General features: G+C 63.1%; 11 protein-coding genes. 2 read left to right on the top strand and 9 right to left on the bottom strand.

Going from position 1 to position 12,485, the window contains the following annotated elements; genetic code table 11:
- The first annotated feature begins 5 nt into the window (after positions 1-5).
- Positions 6-1,442 carry a nodulation protein NodH gene (locus tag ACR0IR_RS11300; RefSeq protein ID WP_170363975.1) on the top strand — a complete coding sequence of 479 codons (1,437 nt, stop codon included), beginning with the start codon at positions 6-8 and terminating at the stop codon, positions 1,440-1,442.
- On the opposite strand, the gene ACR0IR_RS11295 is transcribed toward ACR0IR_RS11300, so the two are convergent.
- The 8 genes from ACR0IR_RS11295 to hslO all read right to left on the bottom strand — a co-directional run bounded on the left by ACR0IR_RS11295 (position 1,426) and on the right by hslO (position 10,673).
- Positions 1,426-1,944 (bottom strand): L,D-transpeptidase family protein, encoded by a 519-nt coding sequence (locus tag ACR0IR_RS11295; RefSeq protein ID WP_170363974.1) that lies wholly within the window; start codon positions 1,942-1,944, stop codon positions 1,426-1,428. The two genes, ACR0IR_RS11300 and ACR0IR_RS11295, sit on opposite strands and share 17 nt — an antisense overlap.
- A gap of 56 nt (positions 1,945-2,000) precedes the next feature.
- A complete protein-coding gene (locus ACR0IR_RS11290) occupies positions 2,001-2,786 on the bottom strand; it encodes an ion transporter (protein WP_170364389.1) in 786 nt (261 codons plus the stop codon).
- Positions 2,787-2,806: 20 nt separating this feature from the next.
- Positions 2,807-4,036 (bottom strand): class I SAM-dependent RNA methyltransferase, encoded by a 1,230-nt coding sequence (locus ACR0IR_RS11285; protein ID WP_170363973.1) that lies wholly within the window; start codon positions 4,034-4,036, stop codon positions 2,807-2,809.
- 39 nt (positions 4,037-4,075) lie between these two features.
- On the bottom strand, positions 4,076-5,908 hold the full coding sequence (locus ACR0IR_RS11280) for an ABC transporter ATP-binding protein (protein WP_170363972.1): 1,833 nt from the start codon (positions 5,906-5,908) through the stop codon (positions 4,076-4,078).
- Positions 5,905-7,755 carry an ABC transporter ATP-binding protein gene (locus ACR0IR_RS11275; RefSeq protein WP_170363971.1) on the bottom strand — a complete coding sequence of 617 codons (1,851 nt, stop codon included), beginning with the start codon at positions 7,753-7,755 and terminating at the stop codon, positions 5,905-5,907. The genes ACR0IR_RS11280 and ACR0IR_RS11275 overlap by 4 nt, the downstream gene beginning before the upstream one ends.
- Before the next feature lie 191 nt (positions 7,756-7,946).
- Positions 7,947-9,101, bottom strand: coding sequence for a CCA tRNA nucleotidyltransferase (locus ACR0IR_RS11270; RefSeq protein WP_170363970.1), 1,155 nt, complete (start codon positions 9,099-9,101; stop codon positions 7,947-7,949).
- On the bottom strand, positions 9,098-9,697 hold the full coding sequence (locus ACR0IR_RS11265) for a CoA pyrophosphatase (protein WP_170363969.1): 600 nt from the start codon (positions 9,695-9,697) through the stop codon (positions 9,098-9,100). Before ACR0IR_RS11265 ends, ACR0IR_RS11270 begins: the two co-directional genes overlap by 4 nt.
- Positions 9,687-10,673, bottom strand: coding sequence for an Hsp33 family molecular chaperone HslO (gene hslO, locus ACR0IR_RS11260; protein ID WP_170363968.1), 987 nt, complete (start codon positions 10,671-10,673; stop codon positions 9,687-9,689). The genes ACR0IR_RS11265 and hslO overlap by 11 nt, the downstream gene beginning before the upstream one ends.
- A gap of 76 nt (positions 10,674-10,749) precedes the next feature.
- On the opposite strand from hslO, the gene ACR0IR_RS11255 reads away from it, so the two are divergent.
- Positions 10,750-11,193, top strand: coding sequence for an NUDIX hydrolase (locus ACR0IR_RS11255; protein ID WP_170363967.1), 444 nt, complete (start codon positions 10,750-10,752; stop codon positions 11,191-11,193).
- Here ACR0IR_RS11255 and ACR0IR_RS11250 read toward each other — a convergent pair.
- Positions 11,190-12,461 carry a PP2C family protein-serine/threonine phosphatase gene (locus ACR0IR_RS11250; protein ID WP_437342611.1) on the bottom strand — a complete coding sequence of 424 codons (1,272 nt, stop codon included), beginning with the start codon at positions 12,459-12,461 and terminating at the stop codon, positions 11,190-11,192. The genes ACR0IR_RS11255 and ACR0IR_RS11250 overlap by 4 nt on opposite strands.
- Between the last annotated feature and the right edge of the window lie 24 nt (positions 12,462-12,485).

Below are 12,485 nucleotides of genomic sequence, written 5' to 3'. Positions count from 1 at the left end.
CCCGCATGCCGACCGACTTTGACTATTTCATCATTCTTGCCGAAATGCGCACCGGGTCGAACCTGCTGGAGGCAAACCTGAATGCGTTGGACGGCGTGCAGTGTCATGGCGAGGCGTTCAATCCGCACTTCATCGGATACCCGAAAGCAAACGAAGTGCTGGGATTTTCACTGGAAGACAGGGATGCTGCGCCGGACCGCCTGATCGAAGCAATGCGTTCCGCGCCGGAGGGTCTGCACGGGTTCCGGTTTTTTCACTCGCACGACCCGCGGGCCCTGACGATGGCGCTGAACGATCCGCGCTGCGCAAAGATCATTCTCAACCGCAACCCGTTGGACAGCTACATCTCGCTCAAGATTGCGCGGGAGACCCAACAGTGGATGCTGACCAACGTCAAACGCAGGCGCGCCACCAAGGTTGCGTTTGATGCGGACGAGTTTCGGGACTACTTGGATGAGCAGCAGGCGTTTCAACTGAGTTTGGTCAATCAGCTGCAAAAAACGGGCCAGACCGCATTTTACATCGGTTACGAGGATCTGACCCAACTGGATGTTCTGAACGGACTGGCGGCATGGCTGGGGGTTGAGGCGCGTCTGGATCAACTGGCTCCGGATCTCAAACCTCAGAACCCGGAACCGGCCCTGTTTAAGGTGACCAATCCCGAAGCCATGGATGCGGCCCTAGCGGCCCTGGACCGGTTCAACCTATACCGAACGCCGAACTTTGAACCGCGACGGGGCCCGGCCGTTTCGCGTCATATCGCGGCCGCGGAAACGCCGCTGATGTATCTGCCGATCCGGGGTGGACCGGAACAGATCGTGGTTCAATGGATGTCCGAACTTGATGGCGGCGAGCTGATCACCGACCGAAACCAGAAACAGGTGCGGCGCTGGATGAAGGCGCATCCGGGTCACCGGAAATTCACGGTCCTGCGACACCCGTTGGCGCGGGCACACTCGGTGTTTTGCGAACGGATCCTGGGCACCGGGCCCGGCGCATATGCCGGAATCCGCAACCGGCTGCGCAACGGGTTCAAGTTGCCGATCCCGGGCCAGGTGCGCGATGGGAACTATTCGCTCGAGCAGCACTATCAGGCGTTTTCTGCGTTTCTTGATTTTCTGCAGCTGAATCTCTCTGGCCAGACCCCGATCCGGGTCGACGGGCTGTGGTGCACGCAGGCCCGCATGCTGGAGGGGATTGCGGGCTTTGCCCTGCCCGACCTCATACTGCGCGAGGAAGAGATGGCCACCGCACTACCGGATCTGGCCCGCGGCCTGGGGCACAATGCCCCGCCGAAGCCCGGCGTGCCCGCGCCGGACCAGCCCTATTCGTTGGATCAGATCTACGATGACAAGCTCGAGGCGCTGGCCGAGGAAACCTATCAGCGCGACTATCTGCAGTTCGGATTCGGGAAATGGCGGCCTATCAGGGACGCACGGTGATCAACGTACCTTCGTTCACCATCGCATAGATCTCTTCGATCTCTTCGTTCTTGACGGCGATGCAGCCAGCGGTCCAATCCGGTGTCTTCTTCGCGCGCTTGAACTCCTTGCGCAGGTTCGGTTCGCCGTGAATGAAAATGTCTCCACCCGGGTCGAAGCCCATCGCCTTTGCCTTGGCGATATCCTGGCTGTTGGGATAGGAAATACCCAGCGATAGGTGATATCGGCTGCGAGGGTTGCGGCGGTCGATCAGGTAGGTGCCTTCGGGTGTGCGACCGTCTCCGCGCTTGACCTTTGTGCCGCTTGGAGCGAACCCAAGCTCGACATCATACTCACGCAAGATCTGCTCGTGATGCAGCAGGTACATCTTGCGCGCGCCCTTGTTCACCACGATGGATGTCACCTCGGGTCCGTTATAGGTCAGAAACCGGGGGCCCGCACTTCCACAAGCCGAAAGGCTCAGTGTTGCCAGTGCACCCAATCCAAATGCTCGACGATCCATGATTTCACTGCCTGCTCGTTTTTTCGCATAATGCCAAAATCCGGCAGAAACGGAAATCACTTTTTGCTGTTCATATGCTCGGTCAGGCGGCGTTCGATCGACTCCAACCGGTCCAGCACCTCGTCCCGATAGGCATCCGTCTTGACTTCATCCTCGGCGTGATGGGCATCCTGCATCGAATTCACGATCAGACCGACCAGCAGGTTCACGACCGCAAAGGTGGTGACCATGATGAAGGGCACGAAGAACAGCCAGGCGTAGGGATAGACCTCCATCACCGGGCGGACAATGCCCATCGACCAGCTTTCCAGCGTCATGATCTGGAACAGGGTATAGGCCGACAGACCCAGATCACCGAACCACTCCGGAAAGCTGTCCGAGAACAGTTTGGTCGAGATCACCGCGCCGATATAGAACAGGATCGCCATCAACAGGAACACGCTTGCCATGCCCGGCAAGGCCGAGATGAAGCCCTCGACCACCCGGCGCAGACGTGGCGCAACCGAGATCACCCGCAGCACCCGCAGGATCCGCAGCGCACGCAACACCGAAAGACCCGCACCGCCGGGCACCAAGGCGATGCCGACGATCACGAAATCGAAGATGTTCCAACCATTGAGAAAGAAACGGCGCCCGTTGGCCACCAGTTTCATTGCGATCTCGGCCACGAAGATGGTCAGGCAGATGGTGTCGAGCAGCACGATCACCGGCCCGAATTTCGCCATCAGGCCGTCCGAGGTTTCCATGCCCAGCAGAACCGCGTTCACCAAGATGACGCCGGTGATGAATTGCGAAAACCGCGGGTTTTCGACAAAGGCCTGCAGGCGCTGCCGGATCGTCATGCGAAGGGTCTCCTGTCGGATCATGGATTCTCTGCCAGTTTGAAGCTGCCCACCAGTTCGCTGTGGGATGACCATCGAAATTGGTCAACCACTTGGACCCATTCAAGGGCATAGCCCGCCTGAACAAGATTTTTTGCATCCCGCGCGAAGGTCACAGGGTTGCAGGACACATAGGCGATGACCGGACGGCGGGCCTGAGCCAGCTCGGCCACCTGGGCCTCGGCGCCGGCGCGCGGCGGGTCCAGAACCACGGCGTCAAAGCGGCGCAGTTCGTCCGGCATCAAGGGGCGGCGGAACAGGTCGCGCGCCTCGGTCGTGACCTGTTTCAATCCCGTGGACTTGCGCCAGCCCTGATCCAGCGCGCGGGTCATGTCGGCCGCGCCTTCAACGGCATGAACCTCGGCCCGTTGCGCCAGCGGCAACGAGAACGTGCCGCAGCCCGCGAACAGATCAACCACCCGTTTGGCCGGGCCGACAATCTCCAAAACTGCCTGTGTTAGAGACTGTTCCCCGTCTTTCGTGGCCTGCAGGAAGGCCCCCGGCGGCGGGACCACCGTGGCTGGACCGAACCGCTGTGCGGGTGGGTTGCGCATCGCGATCACCTCGCCATCCCAGGCCAGCCGCGCCAGCCCGTGCTGCTCGGTCGCCTGCGCAAGCGCCAGTTCCAGCGGGCCATCCAGCGGCTTGCCGCCCTGCACCGCCACGTCCAGCCCGGCTTCGGACAGGGTCAGGGTAACCGACAACACGCCCTTGCGGCTGCCGCCCAGTTCGACCAGCGCCTTGGCCACGGGGATGGCGGCGGTCAGCGCCGGGTCCAGCAGCTGGCAATCAGGAATCTCGGTGATCACGTCTGAGGCGCGGCCGTGGAACCCCGCCAGCGCGCCCTTCTTGGTGCGGCGCACAGCGATGGTGGCGCGGCGACGCGACTGCGGTGGCGACGTCAGGATCGGGCGCATCTCGGCCTGCAGCCCCTGAGCGGCCAAAGCGGTACGCACCACCTCGGCCTTCCAATCGGCCACGAAGGTGTCCGAGGCGTGCTGCAACTGGCAGCCGCCGCAGCTTTTGTAGTGGCGGCAGGGAGGCTTGACCCGATCGTCCGACGGCGTCAGCACCTTGATATCGGTCAGCACCGAGCCGTCCAACGCGCCGCTGACCCGCTCGCCGGGCAGCGTTCGGGGGGCATAGACCGGGCCCTCGGCGATGCCGTCGCCCTGATGCCCTAGGCGGAGAATGGTGTATTCCTGCGTCATGGCCTGCCTGATAGCCGGGCTGATGCGCCAACAAAACCCTTATTCGGCGGCCTCGGTCTGGATGAACCCGCCCGACTGACGGTGCCAGAAGCGCGCATACAGCCCGCCCTGCGCCAGCAGAGTGTCATGCGGCCCGCTTTCAACGATGCGCCCGTGATCCAGTACGATGATCCGGTCCATCTCGCTGAGCGTGGACAGGCGGTGGGCGATGGCCAGAACGGTCTTGCCTTCCATCACCCGGTGCAGCGCGGTCTGGATCGCGGCCTCGACCTCGGAATCCAGCGCCGAGGTCGCCTCGTCCAGCACGAGGATCGGCGCGTCCTTCAGGATCGCGCGGGCCAGCGCGATACGCTGACGCTGGCCGCCGCTCAGCTTGACGCCGCGCTCGCCCAGATGCGCGTCATAACCCTTGCGCCCCTGCCCGTCCTGCAGATCGAGGATGAAATCATGCGCTTCGGCCTTTTTGGCGGCGGCAATCATCTGGTCTTCGGTGGCATCGGGGCGACCGTACAGGATATTGTCGCGGGCCGAGCGGTTGAACATCGCGGTTTCCTGCGTGACCATGCCGATCTGGCGGCGCAGGCTGTCCTGCGTGACGCGGGCGATGTCCTGCCCGTCGATCAGAATTTTCCCATTTTCCCTGTCATAGAGCCTGAGCAGCAGCGAAACCAGGGTGGATTTTCCCGCCCCCGACGCGCCGACGATTCCCAGTTTTTCGCCCGGCTGCGCCGTCAGCGTCAGGTCCGAGACTCCGCCCACGTCGCGACCATAGGCAAAGCTGACATCGCGGAACTCGATCTGGCCCTCGGGCACCGTCAGCTCGTTGGCGTCCGGCGCATCCTCGACCCGGTCGGGCCGTGCCAGGGTTTTCATGCCGTTCTCGATCTCGCCCACATGGGCGTAGATCCCCATCAGGGTGAAGCTGACCCAGCCCGTCATCTGAGCGATACGGATCGAAATGGCACCCGCCGCCACGATATCCCCGGTGGTCGCCGACCCGCCCTGCCACAGCCACAAGGTGGCGCCCAACAGCAGAACCGGCAGAAGCCCCGCCAGTGTCATCAAAATGAACCGGAAACTGGCCGACAGTTTGCCAAAGGCCAGCGACTTGTCGCGCAGCGCAACCATCGAGTCGCGGGCGGCCTGATCCTCGAACTCTGAATGGGCAAACAGCTTGACGGTCTTGATGTTGGTGATCGTGTCCACCACCTGTCCCGACACCATCGCCCGCGCTCCGGCCCGCGCGGCCGAGCGTGTACGGATGCGCGGCAGGTACCAGCGCACCAGCAGGAAATACACAGCCAGCCAAGCCACGAAGGGCAGCATGACGAGGGGATGAATAGACCCTAACAAAAGCAAAGATCCCACGAGCGAGGCCAAGGCAAAGACGATGGCGCTGATGGTTTCCGATACGACCGAGGTCAGGGCATTGGCCGTCTGCATCTGTTTCTGGGCGATGCGGCCGGCAAAATCGTCGTCGAAATAGGTGACCGACTGCCCCAACGTCCAGCGGTTCAGCTTGGCCAGGACCAGCGGCGGGATGTTGGGCATGACGATATAATTGTTCGACACCGAGGACAGCCCGAACAACAGCGGCCGGATCAGCATGAAGAACGCCACGGCGCCCAGGATCATCCACAGGTTTCGCGGTGTCAGAAAGTTCTCGGGGCCGCTGGCGGTCGCCATGTCGATCACCCAGCCCAGAATCCAGGCAGTTCCGGCCTCCATCGCGCCTGCAAGGGCCGAAAACAGCGCAGCGGCGAACAACATGGGCCAGGCCCCTGTCAGGCACCAGCGAATGAACGCCCCCAGCCTTTGCGGCGGGGGCGTCTGGGTGGATTCAAATGGTTTGATCAGGTCTGCGACCGTCATTCTGCTGCCTCGTCCGCGGCCTCGGGGTTCATGAAGCCGCCAGATTGGCGCGCCCAGAACTGGGCGTAAAGACCGCCCTGCTCCAAAAGATCGGCATGGGTGCCTTCCTCGACGATCCGGCCTCCGTCCATCACCAGGATGCGGTCCATCTGGGCGATGGTGCTGAGCCGGTGCGCGATGGCGATCACGGTCTTGCCCTGCATCATGCCGTACAGCGTCTCCTGGATTGCGGCTTCGACCTCGGAATCTAGGGCGGATGTGGCCTCGTCCAACAACAAGATCGGCGCGTCCTTCAGGATCACCCGCGCCAGCGTCACCCGCTGCCGTTGCCCGCCGCTCAGCTTGACGCCGCGCTCGCCCACATGGGCGTCATAGCCGGTGCGGCCCTGCGGGTCCTGCAGGTCGAGGATGAAGTCATGCGCCTCGGCCTGTTTGGCGGCGGCGATCATCTGGTCTTCTGTCGCATCGGGACGGCCATACAGGATGTTGTCGCGCACCGAGCGGTGCAGCAGCGCGCTGTCCTGCTGAACCATGCCGATATTGCGGCGCAGGCTGTCCTGGGTGACAGTGCGGATGTCCTGCCCGTCGATCAGGATCGCACCGCTTTCCACGTCGTAGAACCGCAGAAGCAGCTTGACGAGGGTCGATTTCCCGGCCCCCGACCGCCCGATCAGCCCGACCTTCTCGCCCGGCTGGATGGTCAGATTGACATGATCCAGCCCGCCGGTCTCGCGTCCATAATGGTGCGACAGGTCGCGGATCTCGATCTGGCCGTCGGTCAGCTGCAGCGGCTTGGCGCCCGGCGCATCCAACAGGTCGACGGGTTGGGCGATGGTCTCCATCCCCTCGGCCACGACGCCCAGCTGGCGGAAGAAGCTGGTCAGCGCCCACATGATCCACCCGGTCATGGCATTCAGCCGCAGCGTCAGCGCGGTGGCCGCCGCCACCACCCCGACCGAGGCACTGCCTTGCATCCACAGGTAAATGGCCCAGCCGACCACACCGATGATCAGCACGCCGTTCAGCGCGACCAGAACGGCATCCATGATGGTGAAGATACGCATTTCGGTCTGGAAGGTGCGCCGGGTCTCTTCGATCGCTTCGCGCGCATAGTCGAGCTCCTGCTGGGCATGGGCGAACATCTTCACCGAGTGGATGTTGGTATAGCTGTCGACCACCCGGCCCGTCACCGTGGACCTCGCATCGGACGCGGCCTGCGACGCCGGCCCCACCCGCTGCACCGTCCAGCGCACCAGCAGCGCATAGAGCGCGAACCAGATCAGCAGCGGCAGAAGCAGGCGCGGATCGGCTGCCATCAGCAGGATCGCCGCCCCGATCAGATAGGCCAGCGAGAACGAGATCGCATCGAACACCTGGAACACAACCTCGCCCGCGGCGGGCGGGGTCTGCATGATGCGGTTGGCGATGCGCCCGGCAAAATCATTCTCGAACCAGCCGACCGATTGGCGCAGAACGTGCTTGTGCGCCCGCCAGCGGATAAGCGTGCCGAAATTGGGCAGGATCGTATTGTTCAGCAACAGCACGTCCAGCACATGCAGGATGGGCCGCAGCAAAAGGATGAACAGCGCGACCAGAACCAGCTCGGTCCCGTGGGCCTGCCAAACCTCGGACGGTGATCCGCCCAGCAGGTCGACGACCCGGCCCATATAATAGATCAGCCCGATCTCGACCGCGGCCACGATGATCGACATCAGCGCAGCCCAGAAGAAGACGCGCCGAAAAGGGCGGGAATAATCCAGCATGAAAGGCCACAGCCGCGTCGGCGGCGTGTCTACCTCTTCATAGGCAACAAAAGGGTCTACGAGGTTTTCGAAATAGCGAAACATGGAGGTGCTCCGATTGAGCAGGAAAATTGAAAATGCGAAAGCAGATGGCGCCAAAACACCACCCGTACGGGTCAGGTGTTCTGGCTTTAGCCGAACCAGATCCCGTAATACATTCGCAGTCCTCCATCCATGTGACAGGCGCACCCTATCCGAACACCTGCGGGCTTGTCATCCCCTTTTGAGACTTCCTGTCAAACTTGCAGCAGCGCGTCCCGGTCCAGCGTGAAATCCGAGGCGATCCAGCGGCTTTCCAGTTCGGCTAGTTTTGCGCCCAGCGCAGGGCCGGAGTAACGCCCGAGCAGATCGGCGGCCCTGACCGGGAATGTCGCCGCGGCCCCTTTTTCAACGGCCGCGCCCGTCTCAACCGTCCAAGGCTGTTCCAGAAAGGCGCAGCGCAGCAGGGCCGCGTCCTGTCCGTCTGGCTGTCCCAGCCGATACCCCAATTCGGACGCCCCGGCACCGCCCTGCGCCCCGTCCCGGATCCGGGTCAGGCGGGTCAGTTGCGCCTTGCTGAGGCGCAGAGTCCCGGCAACCTCGGGCCCCGCGATGGCTGCCAGACGGCGCAGCGCGTCGGGGGCAAGCCCGGCCTGCGATTCAAGATGGATCAGGATCGGCAGCGCCTGATCGTCGGCGCCGGGCAGCAGATGCGCCAGAACGCCGATGCTGCGCATGGCGGCCACTGACGGGGCCGGGTCGGGCGCGGCCAGCAGTTTCAGCATCTCGGCCCCGACCCGCTCGCGCGACAGCCGGTCGAGCCCGTCCAGATCGGCCGCAATCGCCGCCAGAGCATCCGGGTCCATCCCGGCCTGCGCATCGCCATACCAGGCGTGAAACCGGAAATACCGCAACGAGCGCAGATAGTCCTCGCGGATGCGATCTTGGGCCGCACCGATGAACCGCACGCGCCGCGCCTGCAGGTCGGGCAGGCCGCCCAGCGGATCCAGAATGGTGCCGTCGGGGCGGGAATAGAGCGCGTTCATCGTAAAATCGCGGCGGGCGGCGTCCTCTTCCACCTGGTCCGAAAAGGCCACGACCGCGCGCCGCCCGTCGGTTTCGACGTCGCGGCGAAAGGTTGTGATCTCATGCGGTTTGCCGTCGCTGACCACGGTCACGGTGCCATGGTCGATACCGGTGGGAACCGCCTTCAGCCCGGCCCGTTCGGCTAGGTCCATCACCTGTTGCGGGCGGGCATCGGTGGCGATGTCGAGATCCGAGACCGGCGCCCCCAGCAGCGCATTGCGGACGCACCCCCCCACAAACAGCGCCTGCGCGCCGCCCTCGGTCAGCGCCTTGCACACGTTCTGCGTGGCCGGGTTGGTGATCCAGTCTTCGGTGATCCGCATCATTCGCTCATCCGTGCCGCCAGCCCGCGCAACATGCGGGCCGTGGCGCCCCAGATGTAGTAGGGGCCAAAGGGCACCGCGAAGTAATACCGCCGTGTTCCGCGCCAGATGCGCGATTCAACCACATAATTCGCAGGGTTCAGCACATGCGCAAGCGGAACCGAAAACACCTCGTCTACCTCGCCCGGTTCGGCCACCGGGTCAAAGCCGCGCTCCAGAACCGCCACCACCGGTGTCACGGCGAATGACGTGACAGTTTCATGCACCGGCAATGTGCCCAGAATGCGCGGCAGGTCCGGCGGCAGGCCGATCTCTTCCTGCGCCTCGCGCAGGGCCGTGACGGTCACATCCGCATCGGTGTCGTCCTGCTTGCCGCCCGGAAAGGCGATCTGCCCCGGATGGTGTTTAAGGGCCGAGGACCGCTTGGTCAGAATCAGGCGCGGATCGCCGCGGGCCAGGTCCACGGCGACCAGAACACCCGCGGGGCGCAGCTTGCGCCCCGCAGGCAGAACCGTGTCGGGATTGAGGTCGAAGTCGCTGGACCGATCGCCCGGACGGGTCAACGCCGCGCTCAGACGCGGGATCAGGTCAGGCGCCATCCGGATCTTCGGCCTCGAACCCGACCGATTTCGGATCCAGCACATAATGCGCGCCGCAGAACTGGCAGTCGGCGGTGACGGTGTCTTCATCCGTGGTCATCTTCTCGATGTCTTGGGCCGAGTAGATCGACAGGCTTTGACGCACGCGGTCCTCGGAGCAGGTGCAGCCGAACTGCACCGACTGGGCCTCGTACACGCGGGGCTGTTCCTCGTGGAACAGGCGCACCAGCAGGTCGGTCGGCGCCACGGACGGCCCGATCATTTCCAGATCCTCGACCGTGTCCAGCAGGATGTTGACCCGGCCCCAATTCTCTTCTTCCTGACCATCGACCAGATCGGCGGCTGTCAGAACTTCGCCCGTACCCTCGCCGCTGGCGACAAACGGAGACGCCTTTGGCATGTGCTGCAGCATGATGCCGCCGGCGCGCCAGCGTTCGCCCACACCCGGCTCGGTCGACCGGCCAAAGCTGAGCGAGAAGCGGGTCGGAAGCTGTTCGGACTGCGCGAAATACGCCTCGGCACAGGCGCTGAGCGATCCTCCGGCCAGCGGCGTGATCCCCTGATAGGGTTGCGTCCCCTTGCCCTGGTCGATCAGGATCGCGAAGTATCCCTCGCCCACCTGATCAAAGGGTGCACCTTCGGTCAGACGGTCGCGGTCAAAGCTGGCATAGGCCCTGATCTGCGCGGGCTGGCCCTCTTCGCGCGGAGCGTAATAGTCGGTGGCGATCATCCGCACGGGCCCCTTGGACTGAACCTGCAGCGACAGCTTCCAGCGCAGTGCGACGGTCTGGCCGATCAGCGCGGTGAGCAAGGCCATCTCGGCCACCAGCGCCTCGACCTGCGCGGGGTAGTTGTGCTGCTTCAGGATGCCGTCCAGCACCCCGTCCAGCCGGGCCACGCGGCCACGCATATCCGATACATCAAGTTGAAAGGGCAGGACGGTATCGTCCCACGCGATTTTCGTTCCAAGAGACATGGGGTTTCCTTAAGCGCCGCAAGTTGGCATATCGCCACCATATAGGTCGTACATTCGGGGTTGAAAGGGTCCTTACATGATCAGACGGTTCGGCGAAACCCCGGAACCGGGACGGAAATACACGCGCCGGGTCGGCGTCTATGCGCTGCTGCCGCGCGGGGCCAGCCTGCTGCTGACCTGCCAGACCGAACCCGGACCCGACTTGCAGCTGCCCGGTGGCGGGATCGACGCCGGCGAGTCGCCAATAGTCGCCCTGCATCGCGAAGTGTTCGAAGAAACCGGTTGGTCGATCGCGGACCCGCGGCGGGTTGGTGCGTTCCGGCGATTCACCTACATGCCCGAATATGATTTGTGGGCCGAGAAGGTCTGCCTGATCTACCGGGCTCGCCCGGTTCAACGCAAAGGACCACCGACCGAACCCTTTCACGAGGCGGTTTGGATGAACACCGGCGATGCGGTTCACATGTTGGGCAATGCAGGCGACCGGCACTTCGCGCGGCTGCATCTATCCGGGCTTTAGTTTCCGTTGTACTCGAAAAACACGGCTGAAACGTCATCCTCCATCCCCGTTCCCGGCGGCATGCCCTGCGTCAATCGCCAGAACATGTCGTCCAGAAACTCGGGCCCGCTGTTCGCTCCTAGGCATTCCAGCGCCATCCGTTGCAGCCCGTCTTCATCCAGAAGATCACCGTTTTTGACACGGCATTCGGTGAAGCCGTCCGAGTACAACAGCAGCTTGTCGCCGCGCTGCAGATAGGTTTCGGTCTGCTGGAACGCCACATCGGGCAGCAATCCGATGGGAAGGCCGCCATCCCCAATGAACTCTGCCCGGCCGGTCCGGCGCAACAGCAGTGGATGGGGGTGCCCAGCCTGAACCATCCTCAGGTGGCCGTTGCGCAGATCCACGATGGCGTAGACCATGGTAAAATATTCCTCGATCCCCGTGTCGGCCATCAGGCGGGCATTCAGGATGGCGGCCACCTGCTCGGGTGGCAGCAGGGCGTAGAACTTGTTGAACCGCTTCTCCATTGCGACGTTCTGATCGAAATGCTGGCTGGTCAGATACCCGCCCAACCGCGCCGTCATCATTGCTGACGTGATACCGTGGCCGGAGACATCGATGCTGTAGAACCCGATCCGGTTCGCGCCCGGCGAAAACATCCCCACCAGGTCACCTCCGATGTGGCCGCAGGGTTTGAGCAGCAGGCTGACCCGGGACTTGCCAAATTCCCGATAGAGTTCCGGCACCAGTGATTCCTGTATCTTGCGCGCCTGGATCAGATCCTTGTCGATGGCGTCATGCGCAAGGCGCAGTTCGGACAAAGCGGTTTCGATCAACCGGTTCTTGTCCGAAAGCTCGCGCTGCATATCGAGAATGCGGGCCCCTGCTGAAATGCGAGCCCGCAACTCGTCTGCTTCAAGCGGTTTGATCAGGAAATCATCCGCACCGGCATCCAGGCCGCGCGCGACTTCCTGCTTTTCACTTTTTGAGGTCAGAAGGATGAAATAGGTGTACTGGTCGTTCTCCAACGCGCGAAACGCGCGGCAAAATTCCAGCCCGCCCATGCCCGGCATCACCCAGTCACTGAGCACCAGATCAGGCAGGGACTGCTTGCAGATCTCGATCGCTTCTTCACCGCTGTCGGCCTCGACAACCGTGAATCCCCATTTCTTCAGCGATGCCACCAGAATACGGCGTTGCAGGCGGCTGTCATCGACCACCAGCACCGTCCGGATGGCTCCAAAATCCAGGTCAGCCTTGGCCTCAATATGGCTGGACACTCGCACGCGAAACCTCTGCGCATTTTCCAA

It is taken from the genome of Ruegeria sp. CF2 (assembly GCF_056537385.1).
Note: the sequence above shows the minus strand (reverse complement) of the source record. Positions and strands in the feature narration are given on the sequence as shown.